Source organism: Amycolatopsis sp. NPDC104587 (assembly GCF_055583645.1).
This window is the reverse complement of record NZ_JBVJNO010000015.1, coordinates 1-26,387: the sequence shown is the minus strand read 5'-3', so window position 1 is coordinate 26,387 and position 26,387 is coordinate 1. Positions and strand designations below refer to the sequence as shown.

Below are 26,387 nucleotides of genomic sequence, written 5' to 3'. Positions count from 1 at the left end.
GGGCCCGCGGATGGGAAGCTGGGCGCGTGCAGCCCCCTTCGCTCGCCGGCGTCCCGCACCTCGGCCAGGTCGTCCCGTCCCTGCTCGCCGCGCTGGGGGTGCCCGGCTGCGCGAACACGCTGACGCTGCCGGAGGCGCGCAGTGCGGGGGTGCTGCTCGTCGACGGGCTCGGCTGGGAGCTGCTCGCCGAGCACGCCGCGGACGCCCCGGTGCTGACCGAGCTCGCCCGGGAGTCGCTGCGCGTCGGCTTCCCGTCGACGACGGCCGCCGGGCTGGCCGCGATCGGGACCGGGCTCGCGTCGGGTGAGCACGGGATGGTCGGCTACACCTTCGAAATGCCGGGCACAGGCGTGCTCAACGCGTTGCGCTGGTGCAGCCACGACGACGGCAGCGACCTGCGGGGCGCGCTCCCGCCGCGTGAGGTGCAGCCGCTGGCGACGACGTTCGAACGGGCGGCCGCGGCAGGCATCGACGCCGCGGTGGTGTCGTCCGCGAAGTTCCGCGACACCGCACTGACGATGGCCACCCAGGGCGGCGCGCGCTACGCCGGGGTGCACGCGCTGGGCGACCTCGCCGCGCGGACGTTGTCGGTGCTCGACGGGCGTGCGTTCTGCTACGCCTACCACAGCGAGCTCGACCTGCTCGGGCACGTCTACGGCCCGGGTTCGACCGCGTGGCGGATGCAGCTGCGGCAGATCGACCGGCTCGTCGAGTCCCTTGTGGACGGTCTGCCGGCCGGCGCCCTGCTCGCGGTGGTGGCCGACCACGGGATGGTGACCGTCGAGGACAAGCTCGACCTCGAAGACGTGCCGGAGCTGCTGTCCGGCGTCCGGACCTTCGGGGGCGAGGTGCGGGCCCGGCACGTCTACACCGAGCCGGGCGCGGCCGCGGACGTCCTCGCGGCCTGGCGGGCGGTGCTGGGCGAGCGGGCGTGGGTGCGGTCGCGGGAGGAAGCCGTCGCCGAGGGGTGGTTCGGGCACACGGTCAGCGACCGGGTGCTGCCGCGGATCGGCGACGTCGTCGCGGCCGCGCGCGGGCGGTTCGGGATGGTGCGGGGGCTCGCCGAGGCCGTCGAGACGTCGCTGGTCGGGCAGCACGGTTCGCTGACCACCGCCGAGCAGCTGGTCCCGCTGGCGCTCGCGCAGGGCTGACGTCCCGATTTCCGGGAATGTGCGCTGGCGGGAACTTTCCCCGCCGGTGTGCCGACCTGTCCACTGCGTACCGGATCGACGGGGAGTGGGCGGGATGAGCGTGCTGGACGGGATCGGCGTGGTCGGCGCGGGCGGCGAGGGACGGGCCGTGGCGGCGTACCTCGCTTCGCGGGGGTTGCCGGTGCACCTGTACACCCGGGATCTCCGGGCCGTGGCGGAGATCGCGCGTCGCCGGGAGATCGCCGCGCGTGGGGTGCTCGACGGGCGGTTCCCGCTCCGTGAGGTGACCGCGGACCCGGCCGGGCTGGGCGGCCGCGCCGTCGTGCTGGTCGCGACCGTGACCACCGCCTACCCGGAGGTCGCCGCCCGGCTCGCGCCGCACCTCGGCGCCGGGCAGGTCGTGGTGCTGTTCTCCAGCAAGCTCTGCGGGAGCGTCGAGTTCGCCCACGCGCTCGCCGCCGCCGGGGCGCCGGCGGTCGACGTCGTCGAGACGGACGCGCTGTTCGCCGCGCGGCCGGCCGGGACCGACGGGGTGCGCGTGCTCGGCGTCAAGGGCTGGAACCTGGTCTCCGGGTGCACCGCGGCCGCCGTCGGACGGCACGCCGGGCTGCTGCGCGAGTGGTTCCCGATGCTGGAGGTCGCGCGCAACCCCGTCGAACGCGGGCTGCACGACTTCGGCGCGGTCGCGCACGTGCCGATCGCGCTGGCCAACCTCGGCACCATCGACCGCGCCGAGGAGCTGCTCTTCTACGTCGAAGGCGTCTCGCCGCGGACGATCGCCCTGCTGGAGCGCACCGAGGCCGAGTTCGCCGCCGTCGCCCGGGCGTACGGTGCGCGGCTGCTGCCCATGACCGAGGTCCTCGACCGCTACTACGGCTGCCCGGCCACGACGCTGCTCGACGCGTTGCGGACCGTGGAGCCGTACCGGACGATCGCCGCGCCGACCAGCCTCGACCACCGGTTCCTCAGCGAGGACATCCGCTCGACGCTCGTGCCGCTGCAGGCGCTCGCGCGGTGCGCCGGCGTCGCCACGCCGATGGTCGACGCCGCGATCACGATCATGTCCGTGCTCGGCGGTGAGGACTTCCGCCGGACCGGCCGGACACTGGACCGGCTCGGCTGGGAAGGCCTCGGCCACGACGGCATCCTGCGCCGGTTGCGGGCCGGTGACCGGGTGGCGGAGCGTGCGGCCTGAGCGCCGACGGGCATCACGCGTGACTGGACAGGCATCTCGCGTGATTGAGCGGGCATCTCGCGTGATTGGAGGGGCATCACGTGTGATTGAGGGGGCATCACGTGTGATTGGAAGGTCGACACTCGTGATTGGAGGGTCGACACGCGTACTCAGGTAGACGACGCGTGGGGTGGAGGTCGCGTCGGGGGTGGGTGGGCGGGAGATACCGTTCGGGGGTGCCTCGACGGAATCGTCCCGGCCGCCGGGCGGACGGCGGGCCGCCCGAACGCGAGCTCGGCGCCGCGACCGGCTGGGCCCGTGCGGAAGCCGGGGCCGACGGGGACTGGCTCGTGCGGACCGTGCCCGGCTCGCAGGCCACCAAGTTCTACCGCTGTCCCGGCTGTGACCACGAGATCCGGCCCGGCACCCCGCACCTCGTCGTCTGGCCCGCCGACGAGACCGGCTCGGTCGCCGACCGCCGGCACTGGCACCGGCCCTGCTGGGAAGCCCGTGCGCGGCGGCGGCCGCAACGCCGCCGTTGATTCGCTCTGGAGTTGTCAAACACCGCCCGGCTCAGCGCCGGTAGTGGCGCGACATCGCGCCGTCGTACATCTCCTCCGTGTACTCGGTGAAGCCGAGCCGCTCCGCCACCCGCAGCGACGGCTTGTTCGCGATGCTCACGCTCGCCAGCACCGGCACCGACGGCAGGTCGCGGGCGCACCACTCGAGCACCGCCAGCCCGGCCTCGACCGCGTAACCCTTGCCCCACGCCGAGGGCCGGAACCGGTAGCCGAGGTTCAGCACCTTCTCGCCGTGGAACTCCCGCAGCCGCACGCCGCACATGCCGAGCACCTCGGCGCCCCCGCGTTCGGTCACCGCGGGGTAGCCGAAGCCGTGCTCGGCCCAGTGCGCCAGCCAGTCCGAGAACATCGCCGACGCGGCCGGCACGTCGGGCGGGTCGGGGTGGAACCGGTTGGTGCGCGGATCGGTGTGGATGTCGACCATCGCCCGCCGGTCCGCCTCGTGGAGCGGACGCAGCAGCAGCCGGTCGGTTTCGATGTCGGTGAACACATCGGCGAAGCTAGCGCGGGGGTCCGACAAAATGGCGCGCATGACCGAACTGCCGCTGGTCCTCCTCCACGCCTTTCCCCTGGACGCCCGCATGTGGAACGCGGTGCGCGAGCCCCTCGCTTCACACCTTCGGGTGATCACTCCGGACCAGCGCGGGCTGGGCCGCTCACCGCTGCCGGACTCGGACCGGGAACCGAGCCTCGAAGACGCCGCGCGCGACGTCGTCGCCCTGCTCGACCGCCTGGAGCTGGACCGCGTCGTGCTCGGCGGCTGCTCGATGGGCGGTTACCTCGCGATGGCCGTGCTGCGGCTGGCGCCGGAGCGGGTCGGCGGGCTCGTCCTCATCGACACCAAGGCCGCGCCGGACACGCCCGAGGCCGCGCAGAGCCGGCTGGACGTCGCCAGGCGAGTCGAAGAAGAAGGCATCAAGGGCTGGCTGGCCGAGGCCAACCTGCCGAACCTGCTGGCCGAGTCGACGCGCGAGGAACGTCCCGAGATCGTCGAAACCGTCCGGGAGATCATCGAGTCGCAGCCGCCCGCCGGGATCTCGTGGACGGCGCTGGCCCTGCGGACCCGGCCGGATTCGCTCGACCTGCTCCGGGAAGCGAAGGTGCCCGCGCTGGTCGTCGTCGGCGAGCAGGACCCGATCACGCCGGTCGAGGCGGCGAGCGCGATGAGCGAGGCCATGCCCGGCTCGACGCTCGTGGTGCTGCCGGACGCCGGGCACCTGACCCCGCTGGAGGACCCGGCGGGCGTGGTCGAGGCGATCCTGTCCTGGTACCCGGCGACTCAGGAGAAGTAGGCGGCGAGCGCCGACCGGGCGCCGGGGAGCCGGTGCGGGAACCGGATCGCGACGACGTGGTGCCACACGACCGAGTACAGCTCCCGCACGCGGACCCACGGCTCGAGGGCGGTCTCGTCGAACGAACCGGGGTAGGCGGCGAGGAGCTCCGGGCCGCCCTGCCGGCCGAGGATCCCCAGGTCCCAGGCCAGCGGGCCGAGCCAGGTGTCCTCGAAGTCCAGCCAGCACGGGCCCGTCGGCGTCGCGATCAGGTTCCCGGGGTGTGCGTCGCCGTGCAGCGGCTGCACGGCGACGTCCGGGAGCGTCGCGGCGAGGCGGGCCGCCTCCGCGCGCAACCGGGGTGTTTCGCCGTCGAGGTCCTGCCGCTCGAAGATGCGCTCGAGGTCGTCGAGCGGGCCGCGCCGGGGCAGTTCGCCGGGATACTCCCGCAACGCCGCGTGCACTTCGGCGAGCGAGCGCGCGACGACGTCCGGTGCGTACCGGTGGTCCGGATCGTGCGGGGTGTGGTGCCAGAGCGTGACCGGCAGGCCCTCGGCGAAATGCGGCCCGGCCGGGGGATCCGTGGCCGGTGAGACGACGAGCACACCACGTTCGGTGAGGAACCGGGACAGCGCCACGTCCCGCTCCTGCCACGCCGGACCGGGCCGCGCCAGGCGGGTGGTCCCCGGCACCCGCGCGACCAGCGGACCCAGCTTCACCAGCACGTTCGAGCGCTCGTGGAGCACCTCCGGCTCGTGCTCGCGCAGGCCCAGCCGCGAGGTCACGGTCAGTGCCGCGCGAACCGCGGCGCGCGTGTATTCGTCGGCCACGGACCGATCTTGCCAGCCGGTGCGCGCGACTGTCGGTAGCGAGGGCTACGATCCCCCTAAGCCGTCGGACCGGGTGTTCCCGGGCCGGTGGCGCGACGATGACCACCACAAGGTTTCAAGTGTTGGAGGCAGGAGTGACGGCCGTAGCCCCCAAGCCGATCGCGACGCGCCCGTACCCCGCGCACGAGTCGGTCAAGGGTTCGTACCTGCTGCGGTTGTTCCGCACGACGGACCACAAGCAGATCGGGATCATGTACCTGGTCACGTCGTTCGCCTTCTTCATGGCGGGCGGCGCGATGGCCATGCTCATCCGTACCGAGCTGGCGCGCCCCGGGCAGCAGTTCCTTTCGCAGGAGCAGTACAACCAGCTCTTCACCATGCACGGCACGGTGATGCTGCTGCTGTACGCGACGCCCATCCTCTTCGGGTTCGCGAACTTCATCCTGCCGCTCCAGATCGGCTCGCCGGACGTCGCGTTCCCGCGGCTCAACGCGTTCTCCTACTGGCTGTACCTCTTCGGCGGCCTGATCGTGCTGTCGGGCTTCCTGACGCCGGGTGGCGCCGCCGACTTCGGCTGGTTCGCCTACACCCCGCTGTCGGACGCGATCCACTCGCCGGGCGTCGGCGCGGACCTGTGGATCTCCGGCCTGGTGGTCTCCGGTCTCGGCACCATCCTCGGTGCGGTCAACATGGTCACCACCGTGGTCTGCCTGCGTGCGCCCGGTATGACGATGTACCGGATGCCGATCTTCACCTGGAACATCCTGGTGACGTCGATCCTGATCCTGCTCGCCTTCCCGATCCTGACCGCGGCCCTGATGGGCCTGCTGGCGGACCGGCATCTGGGTGCGCACGTGTTCGACCCCGAAAACGGCGGGGTGATCCTCTGGCAGCACCTCTTCTGGTTCTTCGGCCATCCAGAGGTCTACATCGTCGCGCTACCGTTCTTCGGGATCGTGTCGGAGATCTTCCCGGTCTTCAGCCGCAAGCCCATGTTCGGCTACAAGAGCCTGGTCTGGGCGACGCTGGCCATCGCGGCGCTGTCGGTCGCGGTGTGGGCGCACCACATGTACGCCACCGGCGCCGTGCTGCTGCCGTTCTTCTCCTTCATGACGTTCCTGATCGCGGTCCCGACCGGCGTGAAGTTCTTCAACTGGATCGGCACGATGTGGAAGGGCCAGCTGTCCTTCGAGACGCCGATGATCTTCTCGATGGGCTTCATCGTCACGTTCCTCTTCGGCGGCCTGACCGGCATCCTGCTGGCCGCGCCGGCGATCGACTTCCACGTGTCGGACAGCTACTTCGTCGTCGCGCACTTCCACTACGTGCTCTACGGCACGATCGTGTTCGCCACCTTCGCCGGCATCTACTTCTGGTTCCCGAAGATCACCGGCCGGATGATGGACGAGAAGCTCGGCAAGTGGCACTTCTGGACCACGTTCATCGGCTTCCACGGCACGTTCCTCGTCCAGCACTGGCTGGGCGCGGAGGGCATGCCGCGGCGGTACGCGGACTACCTGACCAGTGACGGCTTCACGACGCTGAACACGATCTCCACGATCGGCGCGTACATCCTCGGCGCCTCGACGCTGCCGTTCATCTGGAACGTCTTCAAGAGCTACCGGTACGGCGAGATCGTCACGGTGGACGACCCGTGGGGCTACGGCAACTCGCTCGAGTGGGCGACGTCCTGCCCGCCGCCGCGGCACAACTTCACCGAGCTGCCCCGGATCCGCTCCGAACGGCCGGCCTTCGAGCTGCACTACCCGCACATGATCGAGCGCATCCACAGCGAGGGTGAGATCGGCTTCTTCGGGAAGCAGAGGGCCGAAGGCCACCGGGCGCCGTCGCAGGTGCTCACCGAGGCGTTGATCCCGGGAGACCACTCGAACGACAACGCGAGCGAGCAAGGCGACAAGTAGGACCCTGATCGAGTGAGCGCGTGCCCGGCTTTTGTGAAGCCGGGCACGCGCTCTACTTGTGTCCGGGTCCGGACCGGCAGACTGACCGTGCAGCGTTGCCGAACGAGGGATGACCAGTGAGCCAGACGCCCGTCCTGATCACGACGACCGGCCCCGACAAGCCCGGTGTCTCGTCCGTGCTGTTCGCCGTGCTGACCCGGCACGACGTCGACGTGCTCGACGTGGAGCAGGTCGTCATCCGCGGACGGCTCGTGCTCGGGGTGCTCGCCGGGGTCTACCGCGACCCCGAGGGCCTGCAGGAGTCGGTCGAGCAGGCGATGGCGTCGGTCGGCATGCAGGTCGACGTCACCATCGGGGCGGCCATCGGGGACGACCCGTTCGCGCTCGGCCGCCGCGACTCCACCCACGTCCTGGTCGTGCTGGGCCGCCCGGTCACCGCGCGGGGCTTTTCCGAGGTCGCGCGCCGGCTGGCGTCGCTCGGCGCCAACATCGACGCGATCCGCAGTGTCGCCGACTACCCGGTGACCGGCCTGGAGCTGTACGTCTCGGTCGACCAGGACACGCCGGAAGCGGACGCCGCCCTGCGCTCGGAGCTCGCCGACGCCGCGGTCGAGGCCGGGATCGACATCGCCGTCGAGCGGGCCGGGATCACCCGGCGCGCGAAGCGGATGGTCGTCTTCGACGTCGACTCGACCCTGATCCAGGGTGAGGTCATCGAGATGCTGGGCGCGCACGCCGGGGTCGAGCCGGAGATCCGCGAGATCACCGAGGCGGCCATGCGTGGCGAGCTGAACTTCACCGAGTCGCTGGAGCAGCGGGTCGCGCTGCTGGAGGGCCTGCCCGCGACGGCGATCGACGAGGTCGCCGCGTCGATCGAGCTGACACCGGGAGCGCGCACGACCATCCGCACGCTCAAGCGGATGGGGTTCAAGACCGGGGTGGTGTCCGGCGGGTTCACGCAGGTCATCGGCAGCCTGGTCGAGGACCTCGGCCTGGACTTCGCGGCGGCGAACGAGCTCGAGATCGTCGGCGGCAAGCTGACCGGCAAGGTGGTCGGCGAGATCGTCGACCGCGCGGGCAAGGCGAAGGTGCTTCGCCGCTTCGCCGGCGAGTACGACATCCCGCTCGAGCAGTGCGTCGCGGTCGGGGACGGCGCGAACGACATCGACATGCTTTCGGCGGCCGGCATGGGCGTCGCGTTCAACGCCAAGCCCGCGCTGCGTGAGGTGGCCGACACCGCGCTGTCGCACCCGTACCTCGACGCCGTGCTGTTCGTGCTCGGCCTGACCCGGGGCGAGGTCGAAGCGGCCGACGCCGCCGACGGCCTCGAGCTGCTGCGTCCATGAGCAGCGTTCTCGACCCGCTGGGCGCCCGGTACGCCTACTGGCTGGGGCTCCCGGCCGAAGACACGTCGGACACCTCCGACGAGCTCCCGGAGGAAGTCCGGGCGATGCCGGTGATCCTGCGCATCGAACGCGCCGAGCCGCCGGCCCGCACCGCCCTGCTGGAGGCCGCGGCGGCGGCCGCGCTCGCCGTCTGCCTCGACGAGCGCGCCGAGCCCGGCGGGGAGTGGGCCGAGCCGATGCACGCGTGGCTCGACAACCGGATCCGGAAGGTCGCCCGCCGCGCGCGGGGCGCGCACTGGGCGGTGGCCCAAGCCTTCCCCGGCATCACCGTCGAGGTCGACGGCGCCCAAGCGCGGGCCTTGGTGCCCGGCCTGGTCACCGAGACGCCCAAGGAGATCGCGCGGCTGCAGATCTCGGGCAGCGAGCTGCCGCCGGACGAGCCGGGCCCGGTCCCGGCCGGCGTGCCGCTGCTCCTGCTCAACCCGCACACGCCGATGACCGTCGGCAAGGCCGCGGCCCAGGTCGGGCACGCCACGATGATCCTCGCCGCGCTGCTGGGCGACGCCGAGCGGGCCGCCTGGGCCGAGCGGGGTTACCGGACGGCGGTGCGCACGGCGAGCGAGGCGCGGTGGAAGGAGCTGCACCCCGGCGACGACCCCGAAGGCGCGTGGCGACGCGACCGCGTGGTCGCCGTGCGGGACGCGGGGTTCACCGAGGTCGACCCCGGCACCCTCACGGTTCTTGCCCAGTGGGAGCCGGAACAAGCAGCTTCCTGAGCCGGTTGGAGCGGGCATGGGACTCGAAGTACAGCGCGACGGGCAGCACTCCTTCGTCGGCCGCAACGAGAGGGGCGCCGAGGTCCGCTTGGGCCGCACGGGCGCCGAAGGGGCGTTCTCACCCGCGGAGCTGCTGCAGATCGCGGCCGCGGGCTGCAGCGCGGTGACGGCCGAAGAGCTGATCACCCGGCGGATCGGCGAAGACGCGAAGTTCCGCGTCGCCGTCACGGCCGACCGGCGTGAGGGCGCTTCGGAGCTGGACGCGGTCCACGTCGCCTTCGATGTCGACGTGTCGACACTGGCGGAGGACCAGCGGGAAGCGCTGGCCGGCGCGGTGGACCGGGCGATCGAGCGGCTCTGCACGGTGAGCCGGACGCTCAAGAAGGGGATCCCGGTGACGGAGAGCTTCCCGGAGGCCTAACGGTCGTACGGGATCAGCTCGTCCATCGCGGTGGCGAGCGTGCTGCGCTGCTGGAAGTCCAGGAACGGCAGCAGGACCCCGCACTCGCCGCACGCGCGCGCCAGCTTGGCGGTGAACGCCGGCTCGGAGTGGATCGCGTTCCGCCGCTTGAAGCGCAGTTGCGGGCTGCCCCCGTGCGGGGTGGTGCTGACCAGCTTGCCGAGCGGGCTCAGGCTGCCTTCGGCACCGCAGGCGGGACAGCGCATCTCAGTTCTCGCTGGATTCCCAGACCACGTAGGCCTGGTCGGCGTCCGTGGTCATGGCTTCGATGAACTTCTCGTTGTCGAAGCCCGGAAGCGCCTGCAGGCGCTCGATCAGCGCGTCGGCCGCCGGGTCGCCGCTGGGGATCGCCGTGCCCTTGCCGTCGGTGCCCACCAGCATGAAGAAGACGTCTTCGTTCCACGGGCCGTCCGGGATCACCCGCACCATCACCGATGACAGGTCGGACCACGTGACGGCCTCTTCGCTGCCGTCCGCGAGCCGCCGTCGCACGCCGGTGTCGTCGACGCTGACGGTCCGGGACTGGGCGCTGGAGGAATCCTGGCTCAACCGGTGCTCCCTTGCTGCTTCGGTTGCTTCACCGTACCGGTCGGTGTTGTGGACCGCGTCATGCGGGCGCGGCTGCGTCCAGCCGGCGCAGGGCGTCACGCGCCACCTTCGGATCCATCGTCGGCCAGAACGGCGGCAGGGACGCACGGAGGAATCCGCCGTAGCGGGCGTTCGCCAGCCGCGAATCCAGCACCGCGACCACCCCGCGGTCGGTGACCGACCGGTGCAGCCGGCCGGTGCCCTGCGCCAGCAGCAGCGCCGCGTGCGTCGCCGCCACGGTGAGGAAGCCGTTGCCGCCGCGGGCTTCCACCGCGCGCTGGCGCGCCGAGGAAACCGGGTCGTCCGGGCGCGGGAACGGGATCCGGTCGACCACCACGAGCTGCAGCGACGGCCCGGGCACGTCCACGCCCTGCCACAGGCTGAGCGTGCCGAACAGGCACGTGCGGACATCTTCGGAGAACTTCTGGACCAGCAGCGACGTCGCGTCCTCGCCCTGGCAGAGGATCGGGAAGTCGAGCCGTCCGCGCATCTCCTCGGCGGCCTGCTTGGCCGCGCGCATCGAGGAGAACAGGCCCAGGGTGCGCCCGCCGGCGGCCTCGACCAGCTCGGCCAGTTCGTCCATTGTGGACGATGCGAGGCCGTCGCGCCCCGGCGGCGGCAGGTGCTTGGCCAGGTAGAGGATCCCGTTGCGCTTGTGGTCGAACGGCGAGCCGACGTCCAGGCCGGTCCACTTCGGGCCGGAGTCGACGTCCGACGGGACTTCCTTCTCCGTCGCGGCGCCCGGCGCCTGCTCCACGCGCGCCGCGGCCGGCGGGAGCCCCCACTGGCGCGCCATCGTGTCGAACGTGCCGCCCAGGGTCAGCGTCGCCGACGTCAGGATCGTCGTGTGCTGGTTGAACACCCGCTCGCGCAGCAGCCCGGCCACGCCCAGCGGCGCGACCTTCAGCGCCGGCGGCCGCGGGTTCGACGAGTACTTGTCGCCGGAGAGCCAGACGACGTCACGCTGGTGCGCCTGGTCGTCGTCGAACGCCTCCAGCAGGCGGACCGCGGTGTCGTGCACCTCGTCGAGCAGCGAGCGCGCCAGCTTGCGCGCGGTGGCCCCTTCGACGTCCTCCTTGCGGTCCGAGCCCAGTGAGGTGATGCACCGGTGCGCGGCGTCGCGGACCGCCGGGATGGCGCCCTTCAGCGGCTGCGGCAGCTGGTCCATCCGGCCCGCGGGCAGGTCGTCGACGATCAGCGCCAGGCCGTCTCCCGCCTCCAGGAGGCCGTCGGCGACGTCGGCGTCGATCAGCTTGCCGCAGCGGCGGGCGGCGGACGCGCACATCGCGCTGGTCAGCTCGCCCGTGGCGACCGAGGTGACCCGGTCGACGAGGTCGTGGGCCTCGTCGATGATCACGACGTCGTGGTCCGGCAGCACCTGGTAGCCCTGCAGCGCGTCGATGGCCAGCAGCGCGTGGTTGGTGATGATGACGTCGGCGCGGCCGGCCTCGGCGCGGGCCTTCTCGGCGAAGCAGTCCGTGCCGATTGGGCAGCGCGAAGCGCCGAGACATTCCTTCGCCGTTACCGATACCTGGCGCCACGCCTGGTCGGTGACACCCGGAACGAGCTCGTCGCGGTCGCCGGTTTCGGTGTCCGACGCCCACTCCCGCAGCCGCGTGACCTCTTTGCCGAGGCGCGACACCGCGAACGGGTCGAAGAGCTGGGCGTCCTCCGGCTCGTCCGGCGCGCCGGAGTCCAGCCGGTGCAAGCACATGTAGTTGCGACGGCCCTTGAGGATCGCGAAGGTCGGTTCGCGGCCGAGCGGCTTCTTCAGCGCCTTCGCGAGGCGCGGCAGGTCGCGGTCGACGAGCTGGCGCTGCAGCGCGATCGTGGCCGTGGAGACCACGACCGTGGCTTCCTTTTCGACGGCGTGGCGGATCGCGGGCACGAGGTAGGCCAAGGACTTGCCGGTGCCGGTGCCGGCCTGCACGGCCAGGTGCTCACCGGTGCGGATGGCGCGGCCGACCGCGTCGGCCATCTCGACCTGCCCCGGACGCTCGGCGCCGCCGACGGACTCCACCGCGTGGGTGAGGAGTTCGAGGACGCCGGGGAAATCAGTTCGAGCGGGCACAGCGACACATTAGCCGCCGGGCCCGACAGGATCGGTGATCCGTCGCGAACGGGCCACTCGCGCCGCTCGGGAAGGGCTGGGGTGCGGGGCGGTGTGGCGGACGCTCGCCGGGCGCGGAGCCGGGGTGGCCTGCGGTGACGAGGCCTGGCGCGTGGGTGACTGGGCTGGGCGCGACGAGGGAGGAAGCGGCGCGCCAGAAGTTGGGTGGTGGGTGCGGCGAAAGGGTTCCCCGCAAAGGTCGGGCCTGCAGTCAACGGCGAAGGGGACCTCCCCGCGACAGTCGCGGAGAAGCCCCCTTCGAGCCCAACAGAGGCGAGGACGCCCCGTACCTCACTCCTCGGTGCGGCCCGAGACCAGCTTCCAGGTCAGCGGCAGCAGCCCCGCCGCCACGACGATCTTGATCGCGTCGCCGACCAGGAACGGGGTCACGCCCTTGGCGAACGCCGTCGAGAGGTCGAAGCCGGTCGAGGCCATCAGCCACGGCACACCGAACGCGTAGATCACGATGTTGCCGAGCACCATCGTGCCCGCCGTGCGCGCCGGGGTCCGGTCGCCGCCGCGGCCGGCGAGGGCGCCGACCAGTGCGCCGGCGAAGACGAACCCGACGATGTAACCCGCGCTCGCGCCGGACAGGCCCGCGGTGCCGTGCTGGAACCACGGCACGCCCACCGCGCCGACGATCAGGTACACCAGCATCGACGCGGCGCCGCGCGACATGCCGAGCGACGCGCCCACGAGCAACGCCGCGAACGTCTGGCCGGTCATCGGCACCGGGCTGCCCGGCACCGGGATCGTCAGCTGCGCGGCGGCGCCGGTGAGCACGGCGCCACCCGCGACCAGCGCGATGTCCCGGACGAGCGAACCGGGCACGAGGTCGGCCAGCACGGGCCGCCTGCCGGCGAAGGACAGCGAAGACACAAAACCTCCCTGGGTGAGCGGACGCCCGAGGTTAACGCTCGTTACCCCAGGAAAAAGCCGGAAGTTGCGTTCCTCACCGGCCACCCGACCGGGTGGACCCGATCAGGGCGTGGCCCGGGGCTGCCGATGACGAAAAGGGTAACTACGAACAGTCACGGAACCGAGGAGGCCGGTGCATGCGAAACGCCAGGAAGAGGACATTCCGGTTGCTGGCGGTGACCGCACTGACCGTGCCACTCCTGGCCGCGGCGACCCCCGGGACGTCCACCGGATGGGCGTCTTCGGGCTCACTGGACGTGATGCTCGACAACGAGCACGTCATGACCGGTGAGCTGGCCAAATGCACCGTCGACGGCCCGCTGAGCGCGCGGACGCCGGGCGGCGTGACCGGTGACGTCGCCACGTTCGGCCTCGGGGAGAGCGGCTGCGGGCGCTCGGGCGCCGTCTCGGTCGCGCAGGCGTCCGGGCACCGCTTCGAAGCCACCGTGCTCAAGCGCTACGGCGGCCCGGTGCTCACCGTGCGCACCTACTCCGCGAAGTGCGCCACGAACGCCACCGGCAGCGGCGGCGAGGTCTCGATCGGCGCGGTCACCGGCATCACCGTGCCGGCGGAGATCCCCGCGAACGACCGGATCGTCATCCCGGGCGGCCCGGCCGGGACGGCGCTCGCGACGGTGATCCTCAACGAGACCGTGACGCCCCAGCCGCCGGACGGCAGCCTCGTGACCCACGCCGTGCACATCAAGCTGTTCCCGCAGGGCGGCCCGGCGAGCGGGGACATCTACCTGGGCACGGCCGCTTGCGACCCGTACGGCAAGAAGTAGCTACGCGGTCGCGAAGCGGCTCGCGGCGGCGACGAACTCGCCGGCCCGCGTGGCCAGGTCCGGCAGGCTGCCGCCCGAGGTCAGCGCGTCGCCCAGCAGCGGGGTCGCCGCCGCCACCGCGATCGCGCCCGAACGCAGGTACCCCTCGACGTCGGCCAGGTGGACACCGCCGGTCGGCACCAGCGGGACGTCCGGCAGCGGCGCCCGCACCGCGCGCAGGTACGCGATCCCGCCGACGGCCGCGACCGGGAACACCTTCACCGCGGCCGCGCCGAGCCGCCAGGCCTGGTCGATCTCCGTCGGCGTCAGCGCGCCGCAGACCACCGGGGTGTCCAGCGCCGCCGCGCGCTCCAGGACCGCCGGGTTGACCGTCGGCGTGATCAGGTACGCGGCGCCCGCGTCGACCGCGACGTCCACATCGGACGGTTCGCGGACGCTGCCGGCGCCGATCAGCGCGTCGGCCCCGAGCGCCAGGCGCAGCGAGGTGATGGCCGCCGGCGCGCCCGGGGTCGTCAGCGTCGCTTCGAGCAGGCGGATGCCCGCCGCGTGCAGCACCATCGCCGCGTCCGCGAACCGCGACGCGTCGGAGGCGCGCAGGATCGCGACCAGCCGGTGCTCGGCCAGAAGAGCCTTCAGGTCCTTCACGCGACGTGCGCCGTTCCGGTGTGCGTGACGCCGGCTTCGTCGAAGTCCCGCAGTGCGCTGTCGACCGAAGCCCGCGCGATCCCGGCGGTGTGGTCGAGCAGGACACGCACGCCGAACCCGGCGCGGGCCGCGTCCAGCGCCGTCGCCCGCACGCAGTAGTCGGTCGCGATGCCGACGACGTCGACGTCGGTCACGTCGTGTTCGCGCAGCCAGGCCTCCAGGGACTGCCCGCTCCGGGACGCGCCTTCGAAGCCCGAGTAGGCCGCGCTGTACTCGCCCTTGGAGAACACCTCGCCGATCGGCACGACGTCGAGCGCCGGATGGAACGAGGCCCCGGGCGTGCCGGCCACGCAGTGCGGCGGCCAGCTCTCCTGGAAGTCCGGGGTGTCGCTGAAGTGGGCGCCCGGGTCGATGTGGTGGTCCCGGGTGGCGACGACGTGCGAGTAGCCGCCGGTGGCGCTCAGCGCCGAGATCGTCGAAGCGGCCGCCGCGCCGCCCGCGACGGCCAGCGAGCCGCCTTCGCAGAAGTCGTTCTGCACGTCCACCACGATCAGCGCGGTTCCCATGGCCGGACTCCTTTCAGAGGAACAGGGTCGGGATCGCCGGGTCGCCGTGCGAGAGCTTGAGGCCCTCCCACGGCAGGCTGACCAGGCCCTGGCGCAGCCGTTGCCGCGCGTCGTCGAGCGTAGGCAGGTCCGCCTCCGCACGGCCGGCGCGGATCAGCGGGATCTGCAGCGGCCGGTCGTTCGGCTGGGGCTCGGGCGCGCCGCCCGCCGTGGTCCAGACGACCTCCTCGACCGCCGTGCCGGTGCCGCGGTGACGCCGCAGCGCGGACTTCCGGCCGCCGCGGGACTCCTTGTGCGCGCTGCGCTTGGCGACCGGCTTGCCATCCACCTCGACCAGCTTGTAGACCATTCCGGCGGTCGGCGCGCCGGACCCGGTGACCACCGAGGTGCCGACGCCGTACGCGTCCACCGGCTCCGCGCGCAGCGCCGCGATGGCGTGCTCGTCGAGGTCGCCGGAGACGACGATCCGGGTGTCCTTGGCGCCGAGGGAGTCCAGCTGCTCACGCGCGCGGCGGGCGAGCGGGCCGACGTCGCCGGAGTCGATCCGGATCGCGCCCAGCTCCGGCCCGGCGGCGCGGACCGCGCTCTCGATCCCCGCGGTGATGTCGTAGGTGTCGACCAGCAGCGTCGTGTCGGAGCCCATCTTGCTCACCTGCGCGCGGAAGGCCTCCTCCTCGCTGTCGTGCAGGAGCATGAAGGCGTGCGCGACGGTGCCGCGGGTCGGGATGCCGTAGCGGCGGCCGGCTTCGAGGTTGGACGTCGTCGCGAAGCCGGCCAGGTAGGCGGCCCGCGCGGCGGCGACGGCGGCGTACTCGTGCGTGCGCCGCCCGCCCATCTCGATGATCGGCCGGCCGTGCGCGGCACCGGACATCCGGGCCGCCGCCGACGCGATGGCGCTGTCGTGGTTGAGGATCGACAGCACCAGCGTCTCCAGCAGCACGCACTCGGCGAACGAGCCGGTGACGGTGAGGATCGGCGAGCCGGGGAAGTACAGCTCGCCCTCCGGGTAACCGTCGAGGTCACCGGCGAACTCGTAGTCCGCGAGCCAGGCCAGCGTCGCGTCGTCGACGACGGCGGTCGCCTCCAGCTGCGCCAGCTCGGCGTCGGTGAAGCGGAAGTCCGCGATCGCGTCCAGGACGCGCGCGGTGCCGGCGACGACGCCGTAGCGGCGCCCGTCCGGCAGGCGCCGGGCGAACACCTCGAACACGCAGGGGCGCGCGTGCGTCCCGTCGGCGAGCGCGCTGCCCAGCATGGTCAGCTCGTAGTGGTCGGTGAGCAGCGCAGTGCTGGCCGTGGCCGGCTCCGGTGAACCCATGTGGTCAGCCTATTCACCCACATGGCCGGACCTGGCGCGGCATACCCCGTCACCCCCGTGACACCATGGGTGCATGTCCACGCCTGTCGCATCCGAACAGACGCAGGTCGAACCGGCCGGGGCCGAGGTCGCGGAGTCGGACACCCCCTGGCGGACCGTGGTCTGGAACGACCCGGTGAACCTGATGTCGTACGTGACGTACGTCTTCCAGAAGCTGTTCGGCTACAGCCGCGACCACGCCACCAAGCTGATGATGGACGTGCACCACAAGGGCAAGGCGATCGTGTCGTCGGGCAGCAAGGAGAAGGTGGAGACGGACGTGGCGAAACTCCACGCGGCGGGCCTGTGGGCCACCATGGAGCAGCCTTCGTGAACGGCTGGCGGCGCAAGGGCGCGGTCATCCACGCGGGCTTCGAGCAGCAGGAGGCCGCCGTGCTGCGCGGCCTGGTCAGCCAGCTCGAGGACATGCTCACCGCGCGGGCCGAGGAGGCCCCGCAGGACGAGCTCGCCGAGCTGACCGGCATCCGGACCGGGCCCACCGAGTCCCCGGACGACCCGGTGCTCTCGCGGCTGCTGCCGGACTTCCACAAGCTCGACCCGGACAACCCGACCCGCGAGGACCTCGACTCCGCTTCGGCGATGCGCTCGCTGCACGAGCCGGAGCTGCTGGACATCAAGGTCGGCGTGGCCAAGATCGTGCTCGACACGCTGCCCCGCGACGGCGGCCACGTCCGGCTGACCGAGGAGCAGGCCGACGCCTGGCTGGGCGCGCTCAACGACGTCCGGCTGGCGCTGGGCACCGCCCTCGACGTCACCGAAGACATGCCGGACGAGCTGCCCGAGGACGACCCGCGGGCGCCGCACCTGGGCGTCTACCACTGGCTGACCTGGGTGCAGGAGACGCTGATCCAGGCGCTGACTGGATGATCACCGACGTCGCCGGGGTGCTCGTCGGGCACCACGAGCGGATCGGTGACGGCTGGGCGACCGGGACGACGGTGGTCCTGGTGCCGGGCGGCGCGGTCGGGGCCGTCGACCAGCGCGGCGGCGCGCCCGGCACCCGCGAGACGAACCTGCTCGAACCGGAGAACCTGGTGCAGCGGGTCAACGCCGTCTGCCTCTCGGGCGGAAGCGCGTACGGCCTGGCCGCGGCCGACGGCGTGATGCGGTGGCTGGCGGAGCGGAACCTCGGGTTCCCCGTCGGGGCGCAGCCGCACGAGGTCGTGCCGATCGTGCCCGCGGCGGTCCTGTTCGACCTCCCCCGCAGCGAGTGGGGCAACCGGCCCGACGCGGCCTTCGGCTACGCGGCCTGCGACGCGGCGGCTCCGGGTCCGGTCGCGCAGGGCACGGTCGGGGCGGGCGCGGGCGCCGCCGTCGGGTCGCTGAAGGGCGGCATCGGCACGGCGAGCGAAGTGGTGGGCGAGTTCACCGTGGGCGCGCTGGCGGCGGTCAACGCGGCCGGGGAAGCCGTCGACCTCTCGACCGGCCGCGCGTACGCCGCCGACCACGGCGACTTCGGCGTCACGTGGCCCTCGCGGCCCGCCGACCTGCCGTCGAAGCGGACGGACCTGAACACGACGATCGGCGTGGTCGCGGTCGACGCGGCGCTGTCGAAGGCCGAGGCGCGGCGGATCGCCGTCGCGGCGCAGGACGGGCTCGCCCGCGCGGTCCGCCCGGCGCACTCGATGTTCGACGGCGACACGGTGTTCGCGCTGGCCACGGGCGCGCACGAGCTGCCGGACGCGAGCGGCCCGTTCGGCGCAGCGGCCCGGCCGGCGGCGCTGGACACGCTGTGCGCGGCGGCCGCCCGGGTGTTCGCGCGGGCGATGGTGCACGGCCTGCTGGCGGCGACCACCGCGGGCGGGGTGCCGGCCTACCGGGACGTCTGGCCGGAGGCCTTCGGCTGAGCTGGTGTGCGCCGCAGCACAGCATCTCACGATATGGATTGTTCCCGTCCACCACCTAAGATGTCGGTGTGCTCCGGATTCGCCGTGAACTCGTCGACGAGATCGTCGCCCACGCCCGCCGTGACCACCCCGACGAAGCCTGCGGGGTGATCGCCGGGCCCGAGGGCAGTGACTCGCCGGAACGGTTCATCCCGATGCTCAACGCCGCGCGGTCGCCGACGTTCTACGAGTTCGACTCCGGTGACCTGCTGAAACTCTACCGCGAGCTCGACGCGAACGACGAAGAGCCGGTGGTCATCTACCACTCGCACACCGCGACCGAGGCGTACCCGTCGCGGACCGACGCGTCGATCGCGGCCGAGCCCGGCGCGCACTACGTGCTCGTGTCGACCCGGGACCCCGAAGTGCACGAATTCCGCTCGTACCGGATCGTGGACGCCGAGATCACCGAGGAGCCGGTCGAGATCGTCGGCTGAGCCGTCTCGGAACAAACCGCGCGCCACCGGCGTCTGCGTGTAGGAACCCACCGGAGGTAAGAACCCATGGCCGTGACCGTCTCCATCCCGACGATCCTGCGCACCCACACCGGCGGCGAGAAGTCCGTCGAGGCGAAGGGCGCGACCGTGCTCGAGGTCATCGACGACGTCGAGTCCCGGCACGCCGGCATCAAGGGCCGCCTGGTGAAGGAAGAGAAGCTGCACCGCTTCATCAACGTCTACGTCAACGACGAGGACGTGCGCTTCGCCGGCGGGCTCGAGGCCGAGGTCAAGGACGGCGACACGCTGACCATCCTCCCCGCCGTGGCCGGTGGCTGATCGATGGCTCGCTTCGAGTCCCTGCTCGACGCGCTCGGCGGCACCCCGCTGGTCGGGCTGCCCCGGCTCTCGCCCACGCACGACGTGCGCCTGTGGGCGAAGCTGGAGGACCGCAACCCGACCGGCTCGATCAAGGACCGCCCCGCGCTGGCCATGATCGAAGCCGCCGAGCGTGAGGGAAGGCTCCGCCGCGGCTCCACGATCCTGGAGCCGACGTCGGGCAACACCGGCATCTCGCTGGCCATGGCCGCCAAGCTCAAGGGCTACGGGCTGGTCTGCGTGATGCCGGAGAACACCTCGACCGAGCGCAAGCAGCTGCTGCAGGCCTACGGCGCGCGGATCGTGTTCTCGCCGGCCGCGGGCGGCTCGAACGAGGCCGTCCGGCGGGCGAAGGAGCTGGCGGAGGCGAACCCGGAATGGGTGATGCTCTACCAGTACGGCAACCCGGCCAACGCCGACGCGCACTACCGCGGCACCGGGCCCGAGCTGCTCAAGGACCTGCCGACGCTGACGCACTTCGTCGGCGGCCTCGGCACGACCGGGACGCTCGTCGGCTGCGGCCGGTACCTGCACGAGGCGAAGCCGGACGTCCAGATCATCGCGGCCGAGCCGCGCTACGGCGAGCTGGTGTACGGCCTGCGCAACCTCGACGAGGGGTTCGTGCCGGAGCTGTACGACGCCAGCGTGCTCAATGGCCGGTACTCCGTCGGCGCGTACGACGCGCTGCGCCGGACGCGGGAGCTGCTGGAGCACGAAGGCATCTTCGCGGGCATCTCGACGGGCGCGGTGCTGCACGCGGCGCTCGCCGTCGCGGAGAAGGCCGCGGCGGCCGGCAAGCCCGCCGACGTCGCTTTCGTCGTCGCGGACGCCGGGTGGAAGTACCTGTCGACCGGGGCTTACTCCGGCTCGCTCGACGAGGCCGCCGAGCGGCTCGACGGGCAGCTCTGGGCCTGAGTCACTCCGCCTTCCACAGCTCGGGCAGGGCGAGGTCGACGCCGTCGGCCTCGGCCAGCCGCTGGAAGGTGGCCATGGTCGTGCCCAGGTTGTCGACCAGCTTCGGCAGCAGCTTGAGCGGCTTCGACAGCGGGCGCCAGAAGGCGTCCCAGTGGATCGGGCGGACCTTGCGCGGGCCGAGCGCGCCGACCGTCTCCCGCCAGTACTCTTCGCGCCATTCCTCCGTCTGCTTGCCGGCGGCTCCGGCGCCCAGGTAGACGACGTCGGCGTTGTAGCCGGCCAGTGCACCGGGCACGAAGTTCGCGGACGCGTGGACCAGGACACTGCCCGCCGCGTGCGCGAGGTGGAACGAGTAGCACCGGCCGGTCTTGAACGCGGCGGTCTTCGCCGGCGGCCGGACGGGCTCGGTGATCTCGCCCGGGTAGCGGTCGCCGGCGCTGTGCTCGGCTTCGACCGGGGTCACGGTGAAGGCGCCGAACTCGACGGGCTTGCCCGGCACCAGCTCCTCGAACGGCTCGGCGGCCAGGCCGTACCCCTCCTGGACCTTCCGGGTCGACGGCGAGCCGGCCAGCGTGGCGCCGGTCAGCTCGGCGACGACCGGCGCGTCCAGCACGTGGTCGACGTGCGAGTGCGCCACCACGACGGCGTCGAGCTCCGTGACGCCGAGGCGGCGGAGGGCCTGCTCGATCCGGCCGCGGTCCGGCGCCACGCGGGTCGCCAGCTTCAGCAGGGACGGCCGCGAGAAGAAGCCGTCGACCAGCACGGCGGAACGGCCGTCGGTGACCAGGACGTTAGAAACCCCGGCGAACGTCGTGCGCAGTTCGGGCATGCTGTCAGAATGAAGGTCATCGGGCTGCTCGGCGGGATGAGCTGGGAATCTTCGGCCGAGTACTACCGGCTCGTAAACGAACGGGTGAAAGCCGCGCTCGGCGGGTTCCACTCGGCGCACACGGTGCTCTACTCCGTCGACTTCGCCGCGATCGAGGCCATGCAGGCCGACGGCCGCTGGGACGACGCCGGCGCCGAGCTGAACCGGGCGGCTCGCGCGCTCGAAGCCGCCGGGGCCGACTTCGTGGTGCTCTGCACCAACACCATGCACAAGGTCGCCGACCGGCTGACCGACGGCCTCGGCATCCCGCTGCTGCACCTCGCCGACGCGACGGCGGCCGCGGTCGAGGCCGCCGGGATCGGCCGGGTCGGCCTGCTCGGGACCGGGTTCACCATGAGCCAGCCGTTCTACCGCGACCGCCTGGCCGCGCACGGCCTCGACGTGCTCGTGCCCGCCGAGGAAGACCGCGACCTCGTGCACCGCGTGATCTACGAAGAGCTCGTGCTCGGGGTGGTGAAACCTGAGTCCCGAGACGCCTACCGCGGCGTGATCGCGCGGCTGGTCGAGGCGGGCGCCGAAGGCGTGATCTACGGCTGCACCGAGATCGAGCTGCTGGTCGGCCCGGAAGACGCCCCGGTGCCGACCTTCCCCACGACGCGGCTGCACGCCGAGGCCGCCGTCGACTACGCGCTGGGCAAGGCCCCGCTGCCCGAATGAGTCACACCGCGACCACCGGCCCGCCGCCCGTGTGGGCCTCGTGCTGGGCCACGACCTTCCCCCACAGCCGCTCGCGCTCCTCGGCGGTGAACAGGTCCGGCGTGATGCCGAAGACGTCGGCCGCGGCGGCCCACCAGGCTTCGGGTGTCTCGACCAGCTCCTTGGCGCCGTGGCGGTTCAGGGTCAGCGCCCGCAGCGTGTCGACGCCCGCCGCGTCCCGCCGCTGGATGACGCAGACCCGGACGAACCCGGACTCCGGGGACGTCGACAGGTACGCGTGCTTCTCCGCGAAGTCGGTCATCTCCGCGACGCCGGGCGCGAAGTCGAAGCCGGCGAAGCTGCCCGCCGGGTCGTGGTCGAAGTGCCAGCCGCCCGGCGCCACCTCGGACGGCCGCAGCCGGTAGGTGTGCGGGCCCTGGGTGTGCGAGCCCTCCCGCAGGGGCAGCGGCTCGTGGATGCCGTCGCCGAGGCCGGTGTCGACCAGCCACGCCGTCTCCGGCTCGTCCGGCAGGCCTTCGACGGTCAGCGCCAGGTGGTTCCGGCCGATGTTCGGCGCGACGCCCGGCTCGCCCTGCACCCCGCCCAGATGGCGCGTGACCTGGTAACCGAGCTCGCGCAGCAGCGCCGAGAAGGCGCCGTTGAGGTGGTAGCAGTACCCGCCGCGACCCCGCAGGATCCGCGCCAGCGACGCCGACGGCTCCAGCGGCGTCGGCCGCTCGAGCTGGATTTCCAAGGCCTCGTACGGCACGCGCTCGACGTGCGCCGCGTGCAGCCGCCGCAGCGCGTCCAGGCTCGGCGGCTCCGCTTCGAGGCCGAGCCGCGCCAGGTAACCGGTGACGTTCATGCCGGCCACGCTAGCGAGGGGCACCGACAAAAACCCCGGATCAGGGATTTCACCCGAGGCGGGGCCGCCGAGCACCGACGTAGCCTCGAAGACGTGAGCACCTTGCCCGTGAACCCGGCCCCGGAACCCGACGTCCGCAAGCGCGTGCTGCCGCCGAAACCGAAGGCGGCCGCGCTCGTGGCGCTGTCGTTCGTCGTCGTGCTGTACCTGGTCGAGCTGGTGGACGTGATCCTGCCCGGCGACCTCGACCAGGGCGGCATCATCTCCCGCAAGCTCTCCGGCCTGGACGGCGTCCTGTTCGCGCCGGTGCTGCACGCCGGCTGGTCGCACCTGTTCGCGAACACGGTGCCCGTGCTGGTGTTCTCCTTCCTCGCGATGGCGGCCGGGATCGGCCGGTTCGCGCTGGTCACGGCCATCATCTGGGTGCTGTCCGGGCTCGGGGTGTGGCTGGCCGGGCCGTCGGACACGGTGACTGTCGGCGCGTCGGGGCTGGCCTTCGGCTGGCTCGCCTACCTGCTGGTCCGCGGCATCTTCAACCGCGCGGCGGGCCAGATCCTGGTCGCCGTCGTCCTGCTGGGCGTGTGGAGCGGGATGCTGGCCGGGCTGCTGCCGGGCAACCCCGGCGTCTCCTGGCAGGGGCACGTCTTCGGCGCGCTGGCCGGGGTCCTCGCTGCCTGGCTGACCAGCCGCACCGGCAAGTCCGCGAAAACGGAGCCCGCGGCCCCGGGTAACCTCGGGGTGTGACGTCCCCGCCCGCTGATGCCCCGATCGGCGTGTTCGATTCCGGCGTCGGCGGGCTGACGGTCGCGAGGGCGATCCTGGAGCAGCTGCCCGCCGAGCAGCTCCGCTACGTCGGCGACACCGCGCACAACCCATACGGCCCGCTCCCGATCGCCACCGCCCGCAGCTACGCGCTCGCGGCTTTCGACGAGCTCGTCGAAAGCGGCGTGAAGGCGCTGGTCATCGCCTGCAACACCGCGTCCGCGGCCTGCCTGCGCGACGCCCGCGAGCGCTACGACGTCCCGGTGATCGAGGTCGTCCTGCCCGCCGCGCGCCGCGCCGTCGTCGCCACGCACACCGGCCGGGTCGGGGTGATCGGCACCGAGGGCACCGTGCGCTCGCGCGCCTACGGAGACGCGTTCGCCGCGGCGCCGGGCATCACGCTCACCAGCGTCGCCTGCCCGCGGTTCGTCGACTTCGTCGAGCGTGGCATCACCTCCGGCCGCCAGGTGCTCGGGCTCGCGCAGGGCTACCTCCAGCCGTTGCTCGACGCCGAGGTCGACACGCTCGTGCTCGGCTGCACGCACTACCCGCTCCTGCAGGGCGTGCTGCAGATCGTGATGGGCCAGGAGGTCACGCTCGTCTCGAGCGCCGAGGAGACCGCGAAGGACCTCGTGCGCGTCCTCACCGAGCAGGACCTGCTGACGACCAGGGACACCCCGCCGCGGCACGAGTTCCTCGCCACCGGCTCGGCCGAGCCGTTCACCCGGCTCGCCCAGCGGTTCATGGGGTTCGCCCCGGGTGTCCTCGCTCCCACCACCGCGTGATGAGACCTTCCGGCGCTTAGGGTGGCGACGTGCGACTGACCATCCTCGGGTGCTCCGGCAGCATCCCCGGGCCGAACACCGCCGCGTCCGGTTACCTGGTCGAGGCCGAGGGCTTCCTGCTCGGCCTCGAACTGGGCAACGGCACGCTGGCGCAGCTGCAGGCCGTGGCCGACCCGTTCGACCTGGACGCGCTCGTGCTCACGCACCTGCACCCCGACCACTGCGCCGACGTCAGCGCGCTCACCGTCCTGCGGCGCTACCACCCGGCGCCGCCCTACCCGGCGCGCCCGCGGCTGCTGCCGCTGTACGCGCCGCCGGACGCGCCGGTCCGGCTCGCGAACGCGTACGCGCCGAACGAGACCGAGCGGGCCGTCACGGACCTCTCGGACGTCTACGCGTTCCACCCGCTGCGGGCGGAGCCGTTCCGGATCGGGCCGTTCGAGGTCGTCGCGGTCGAGGTCGACCACCCGACGCCGGCCTTCGGCGTGCGCATCTCCTACGGCGGCCGGATCCTCGCCTTCACCGGCGACACCGGGCCGTGCCGGGCGCTGAACGAGCTCGCCGACGGTGTCGACCTGCTGCTCGCCGAGGCGTCGTGGACGGACTCGGCCGAGCGCCCGGCCGGGGTGCACCTGTCCGGCAGGCAGGCCGGCGAGCTGGCGCGCGACGCCGGCGTCGGCCGCTTGCTGCTGACGCACATCGCGCCGTGGACGGACGCGGGTGCGGTGCTGGCCGAGGCGTCGGCCGAGTTCCCGGGGGCCGAGGTCGTCAAGCAGGGTGCCGTCTACGACGTGTGAACGCCCGGTTCTAGAGTGCTCACGTGGCTCGAAAAGATGGCAGGAACGACGACCAGCTCCGGGACATCAAGATCACGCGGGGCTTCCAGCAGTGGCCTGCCGGGTCGGTGCTGATCGAATTCGGCAACACGCGGGTGCTGTGCGCGGCGAGCGTCACCGAAGGGGTGCCGCGCTGGCGGGCCGGTTCGGGCCTCGGCTGGGTGACGGCCGAGTACGCGATGCTGCCGTCCGCGACCAACACCCGCGGTGACCGCGAGTCGGTGAAGGGTCGCATCGGCGGCCGCACCCACGAGATCTCGCGGCTGATCGGCCGTTCGCTGCGCGCCTGCATCGACCTGGCGGCGCTGGGCGAGAACACGATCGTCATCGACTGCGACGTCATCCAGGCCGACGGCGGCACGCGCACGGCCGCGGTGACCGGCGGGTACGTGGCGCTGGCGGACGCGATCACGTGGCTGGGCGCGGCGAACCGCCTCAACGACCCGCAGCCGCTGTCGTCGTCGGTGGCGGCGGTGAGCGTCGGCGTGGTCGACGGCCGGGTGCGCCTCGACCTGCCGTACGAGGAGGACTCGCGCGCCGAGGTCGACATGAACGTGGTGGCGACGGACGCGGGCACGCTGATCGAGGTCCAGGGCACCGGCGAGGGCGCGACCTTCGCCCGGTCCACATTGGACAAGATGCTCGACCTGGCCCAGGCGGGTTGCGAAGAGCTGACCCGGCTGCAGAACGAGGCGCTGGCGCTGCCGTACCCGGGCGAGCTGCCGGAACCGCGTCCGGACAAGAAGAAGGGCTCGAAGTGACGAAGCTGCTTCTGGCCACACGCAACGAGAAGAAGCTCGGCGAGCTGCGGCGGATCCTTGCCGCGGAAGGGATCTCCGGGCTGGAGGTCATCGGTCTCGCGGACGTGCCTTCGTTCCCGGAGGCCCCGGAGACCGCGCCCGACTTCGAGGGCAATGCGGTGGCGAAGGCCCGGGACGCCGTCGCGGCGTGCGGGCTGCCCGCCATCGCCGACGACTCGGGCATCGCGATCGACGCGTTGAACGGGATGCCGGGGGTGCTGTCGGCCCGGTGGTCCGGCCGGCACGGCGACGACGAGGCGAACCTGGAGCTGGTGCTGGGCCAGCTCGGGGACGTTCCCGACGAGCGCCGGGGAGCGCAGTTCGTCTGCGCGGCGGCTTTCGTGCTGGCGTCCGGCGAGGAGACGGTGGTCCGCGGCGAGTGGCGCGGGACGATGGTGCGCGCGCGGCGGGGGACGAACGGGTTCGGGTACGACCCGATCTTCCAGCCGGACGGCGAGTCCCGGACGTCGGCGGAGATGGAGCCGGCGGAGAAGGACGCGGTCTCCCACCGGGGGCGGGCTTTGCGGGCCCTTCTTCCTGCCCTGCGGGAGCTGGCGGAGGGCTAACCCAGAGCGCCCCAATGTGGCCTTCGGTGCGTTGAACGCACCGAAGGGCCCCTTTGGTGCGTTGAACGCAACCGGGACGCCACCGTGGCGATGGGGTCAGGAGGGGGGGGGGGAGGGGGTGGGCAACCTTCTGT

32 protein-coding genes are annotated in these 26,387 nt (G+C 72.3%); 21 read left to right on the top strand and 11 right to left on the bottom strand.

Going from position 1 to position 26,387, the window contains the following annotated elements; genetic code table 11:
- The first annotated feature begins 26 nt into the window (after positions 1-26).
- The 3 genes from ACZ61C_RS37435 to ACZ61C_RS37425 all read left to right on the top strand — a co-directional run bounded on the left by ACZ61C_RS37435 (position 27) and on the right by ACZ61C_RS37425 (position 2,867).
- Complete coding sequence (locus tag ACZ61C_RS37435) at positions 27-1,151, top strand: alkaline phosphatase family protein (RefSeq protein WP_465312644.1); 1,125 nt, start codon at positions 27-29, stop codon at positions 1,149-1,151.
- Between the two features lie 94 nt (positions 1,152-1,245).
- A complete protein-coding gene (locus ACZ61C_RS37430; protein WP_465312643.1) occupies positions 1,246-2,346 on the top strand; it encodes an NAD/NADP octopine/nopaline dehydrogenase family protein in 1,101 nt (366 codons plus the stop codon).
- A 215-nt stretch (positions 2,347-2,561) separates the two neighbouring features.
- Positions 2,562-2,867, top strand: a complete 306-nt coding sequence (locus ACZ61C_RS37425) for a hypothetical protein (RefSeq protein WP_465312642.1) — start codon at positions 2,562-2,564, stop codon at positions 2,865-2,867.
- Between the two features lie 31 nt (positions 2,868-2,898).
- Here ACZ61C_RS37425 and ACZ61C_RS37420 read toward each other — a convergent pair whose 3' ends face one another.
- Positions 2,899-3,438, bottom strand: coding sequence for a GNAT family N-acetyltransferase (locus tag ACZ61C_RS37420; RefSeq protein ID WP_465312641.1), 540 nt, complete (start codon positions 3,436-3,438; stop codon positions 2,899-2,901).
- Here ACZ61C_RS37420 and ACZ61C_RS37415 point away from each other — a divergent pair.
- Positions 3,437-4,198 (top strand): alpha/beta fold hydrolase, encoded by a 762-nt coding sequence (locus ACZ61C_RS37415; protein WP_465312640.1) that lies wholly within the window; start codon positions 3,437-3,439, stop codon positions 4,196-4,198. The genes ACZ61C_RS37420 and ACZ61C_RS37415 overlap by 2 nt on opposite strands.
- Here ACZ61C_RS37415 and ACZ61C_RS37410 read toward each other — a convergent pair.
- Positions 4,186-5,007 (bottom strand): phosphotransferase, encoded by an 822-nt coding sequence (locus ACZ61C_RS37410; RefSeq protein ID WP_465312639.1) that lies wholly within the window; start codon positions 5,005-5,007, stop codon positions 4,186-4,188. The two genes, ACZ61C_RS37415 and ACZ61C_RS37410, sit on opposite strands and share 13 nt — an antisense overlap.
- Positions 5,008-5,141: 134 nt before the next feature.
- On the opposite strand from ACZ61C_RS37410, the gene ctaD reads away from it, so the two are divergent.
- From ctaD to ACZ61C_RS37390, 4 genes are all read left to right on the top strand, one after another.
- The gene (gene ctaD, locus ACZ61C_RS37405) at positions 5,142-6,929 is read left to right on the top strand and encodes an aa3-type cytochrome oxidase subunit I (RefSeq protein ID WP_465312637.1); all 1,788 of its coding nucleotides are present in this window, start codon (positions 5,142-5,144) and stop codon (positions 6,927-6,929) included.
- A 116-nt stretch (positions 6,930-7,045) separates the two neighbouring features.
- Positions 7,046-8,275, top strand: coding sequence for a phosphoserine phosphatase SerB (gene serB, locus ACZ61C_RS37400; protein ID WP_465312636.1), 1,230 nt, complete (start codon positions 7,046-7,048; stop codon positions 8,273-8,275).
- Positions 8,272-9,051 (top strand): peptidyl-tRNA hydrolase, encoded by a 780-nt coding sequence (locus tag ACZ61C_RS37395; RefSeq protein WP_465312635.1) that lies wholly within the window; start codon positions 8,272-8,274, stop codon positions 9,049-9,051. The genes serB and ACZ61C_RS37395 overlap by 4 nt, the downstream gene beginning before the upstream one ends.
- A 16-nt stretch (positions 9,052-9,067) precedes the next feature.
- Positions 9,068-9,472: an OsmC family protein gene (locus tag ACZ61C_RS37390; protein WP_465312634.1), complete on the top strand. Its 405-nt coding sequence runs from the start codon at positions 9,068-9,070 to the stop codon at positions 9,470-9,472.
- Here ACZ61C_RS37390 and ACZ61C_RS37385 read toward each other — a convergent pair.
- The 4 genes from ACZ61C_RS37385 to ACZ61C_RS37370 form a co-directional block, all read right to left on the bottom strand.
- Positions 9,469-9,717, bottom strand: coding sequence for a hypothetical protein (locus ACZ61C_RS37385; protein ID WP_465312633.1), 249 nt, complete (start codon positions 9,715-9,717; stop codon positions 9,469-9,471). The genes ACZ61C_RS37390 and ACZ61C_RS37385 overlap by 4 nt on opposite strands.
- Position 9,718: 1 nt before the next feature.
- The gene (locus tag ACZ61C_RS37380) at positions 9,719-10,060 is read right to left on the bottom strand and encodes a hypothetical protein (protein WP_465312632.1); all 342 of its coding nucleotides are present in this window, start codon (positions 10,058-10,060) and stop codon (positions 9,719-9,721) included.
- Between the two features lie 58 nt (positions 10,061-10,118).
- Entirely contained in the window at positions 10,119-12,170 is a 2,052-nt protein-coding gene (locus tag ACZ61C_RS37375) for an ATP-dependent DNA helicase (protein ID WP_465312631.1), read from the bottom strand.
- A gap of 330 nt (positions 12,171-12,500) precedes the next feature.
- A complete protein-coding gene (locus ACZ61C_RS37370) occupies positions 12,501-13,088 on the bottom strand; it encodes a biotin transporter BioY (protein ID WP_465312629.1) in 588 nt (195 codons plus the stop codon).
- A 206-nt stretch (positions 13,089-13,294) separates the two neighbouring features.
- Here ACZ61C_RS37370 and ACZ61C_RS37365 point away from each other — a divergent pair, with 206 nt between their 5' ends.
- A complete protein-coding gene (locus tag ACZ61C_RS37365; protein ID WP_465312881.1) occupies positions 13,295-13,912 on the top strand; it encodes a hypothetical protein in 618 nt (205 codons plus the stop codon).
- Here the strand turns inward: ACZ61C_RS37365 and ACZ61C_RS37360 are convergent, their stop codons facing one another.
- Genes ACZ61C_RS37360 through ACZ61C_RS37350 form a run of 3 tightly spaced genes read right to left on the bottom strand, consistent with a single transcriptional unit; the run spans position 13,913 to position 16,438 of the window.
- Positions 13,913-14,557: a bifunctional 4-hydroxy-2-oxoglutarate aldolase/2-dehydro-3-deoxy-phosphogluconate aldolase gene (locus ACZ61C_RS37360; RefSeq protein ID WP_465312628.1), complete on the bottom strand. Its 645-nt coding sequence runs from the start codon at positions 14,555-14,557 to the stop codon at positions 13,913-13,915.
- Positions 14,554-15,123 carry an isochorismatase family protein gene (locus ACZ61C_RS37355; RefSeq protein WP_465312627.1) on the bottom strand — a complete coding sequence of 190 codons (570 nt, stop codon included), beginning with the start codon at positions 15,121-15,123 and terminating at the stop codon, positions 14,554-14,556. Before ACZ61C_RS37355 ends, ACZ61C_RS37360 begins: the two co-directional genes overlap by 4 nt.
- A 13-nt stretch (positions 15,124-15,136) precedes the next feature.
- Positions 15,137-16,438, bottom strand: coding sequence for a nicotinate phosphoribosyltransferase (locus tag ACZ61C_RS37350; RefSeq protein ID WP_465312626.1), 1,302 nt, complete (start codon positions 16,436-16,438; stop codon positions 15,137-15,139).
- A 73-nt stretch (positions 16,439-16,511) separates the two neighbouring features.
- Here ACZ61C_RS37350 and clpS point away from each other — a divergent pair, with 73 nt between their 5' ends.
- The 6 genes from clpS to ACZ61C_RS37320 all read left to right on the top strand — a co-directional run bounded on the left by clpS (position 16,512) and on the right by ACZ61C_RS37320 (position 20,114).
- Positions 16,512-16,811: an ATP-dependent Clp protease adapter ClpS gene (gene clpS, locus ACZ61C_RS37345; protein ID WP_465312625.1), complete on the top strand. Its 300-nt coding sequence runs from the start codon at positions 16,512-16,514 to the stop codon at positions 16,809-16,811.
- On the top strand, positions 16,808-17,365 hold the full coding sequence (locus ACZ61C_RS37340; RefSeq protein ID WP_125313000.1) for a DUF2017 domain-containing protein: 558 nt from the start codon (positions 16,808-16,810) through the stop codon (positions 17,363-17,365). Before clpS ends, ACZ61C_RS37340 begins: the two co-directional genes overlap by 4 nt.
- Complete coding sequence (locus ACZ61C_RS37335; RefSeq protein ID WP_465312624.1) at positions 17,362-18,345, top strand: P1 family peptidase; 984 nt, start codon at positions 17,362-17,364, stop codon at positions 18,343-18,345. The genes ACZ61C_RS37340 and ACZ61C_RS37335 overlap by 4 nt, the downstream gene beginning before the upstream one ends.
- Before the next feature lie 68 nt (positions 18,346-18,413).
- Positions 18,414-18,821, top strand: coding sequence for a M67 family metallopeptidase (locus tag ACZ61C_RS37330; RefSeq protein WP_465312623.1), 408 nt, complete (start codon positions 18,414-18,416; stop codon positions 18,819-18,821).
- A gap of 66 nt (positions 18,822-18,887) precedes the next feature.
- The gene (locus ACZ61C_RS37325) at positions 18,888-19,160 is read left to right on the top strand and encodes a MoaD/ThiS family protein (RefSeq protein WP_086679767.1); all 273 of its coding nucleotides are present in this window, start codon (positions 18,888-18,890) and stop codon (positions 19,158-19,160) included.
- Between the two features lie 3 nt (positions 19,161-19,163).
- Entirely contained in the window at positions 19,164-20,114 is a 951-nt protein-coding gene (locus ACZ61C_RS37320; RefSeq protein WP_465312622.1) for a PLP-dependent cysteine synthase family protein, read from the top strand.
- A gap of 1 nt (position 20,115) precedes the next feature.
- Here ACZ61C_RS37320 and ACZ61C_RS37315 read toward each other — a convergent pair whose 3' ends face one another.
- The gene (locus ACZ61C_RS37315) at positions 20,116-20,943 is read right to left on the bottom strand and encodes an MBL fold metallo-hydrolase (protein ID WP_465312621.1); all 828 of its coding nucleotides are present in this window, start codon (positions 20,941-20,943) and stop codon (positions 20,116-20,118) included.
- A 9-nt stretch (positions 20,944-20,952) separates the two neighbouring features.
- Here ACZ61C_RS37315 and ACZ61C_RS37310 point away from each other — a divergent pair, with 9 nt between their 5' ends.
- Positions 20,953-21,660: an aspartate/glutamate racemase family protein gene (locus ACZ61C_RS37310; protein WP_465312620.1), complete on the top strand. Its 708-nt coding sequence runs from the start codon at positions 20,953-20,955 to the stop codon at positions 21,658-21,660.
- Position 21,661: 1 nt separating this feature from the next.
- Here the strand turns inward: ACZ61C_RS37310 and ACZ61C_RS37305 are convergent, their stop codons facing one another.
- The gene (locus tag ACZ61C_RS37305) at positions 21,662-22,504 is read right to left on the bottom strand and encodes an arylamine N-acetyltransferase family protein (protein ID WP_465312619.1); all 843 of its coding nucleotides are present in this window, start codon (positions 22,502-22,504) and stop codon (positions 21,662-21,664) included.
- Positions 22,505-22,597: 93 nt separating this feature from the next.
- Here ACZ61C_RS37305 and ACZ61C_RS37300 point away from each other — a divergent pair, with 93 nt between their 5' ends.
- The 5 genes from ACZ61C_RS37300 to rdgB are packed head-to-tail and all read left to right on the top strand — an operon-like array spanning position 22,598 to position 26,253.
- Positions 22,598-23,248: a rhomboid family protein gene (locus ACZ61C_RS37300; protein WP_465312618.1), complete on the top strand. Its 651-nt coding sequence runs from the start codon at positions 22,598-22,600 to the stop codon at positions 23,246-23,248.
- Positions 23,245-24,051: a glutamate racemase gene (gene murI, locus ACZ61C_RS37295; protein WP_465312617.1), complete on the top strand. Its 807-nt coding sequence runs from the start codon at positions 23,245-23,247 to the stop codon at positions 24,049-24,051. The genes ACZ61C_RS37300 and murI overlap by 4 nt, the downstream gene beginning before the upstream one ends.
- A 29-nt stretch (positions 24,052-24,080) precedes the next feature.
- On the top strand, positions 24,081-24,848 hold the full coding sequence (locus ACZ61C_RS37290) for an MBL fold metallo-hydrolase (RefSeq protein ID WP_465312616.1): 768 nt from the start codon (positions 24,081-24,083) through the stop codon (positions 24,846-24,848).
- 23 nt (positions 24,849-24,871) lie between these two features.
- Complete coding sequence (rph, locus tag ACZ61C_RS37285; protein ID WP_155541338.1) at positions 24,872-25,648, top strand: ribonuclease PH; 777 nt, start codon at positions 24,872-24,874, stop codon at positions 25,646-25,648.
- Positions 25,645-26,253: an RdgB/HAM1 family non-canonical purine NTP pyrophosphatase gene (gene rdgB / locus ACZ61C_RS37280; RefSeq protein WP_465312615.1), complete on the top strand. Its 609-nt coding sequence runs from the start codon at positions 25,645-25,647 to the stop codon at positions 26,251-26,253. The genes rph and rdgB overlap by 4 nt, the downstream gene beginning before the upstream one ends.
- Positions 26,254-26,387: the final 134 nt, after the last annotated feature.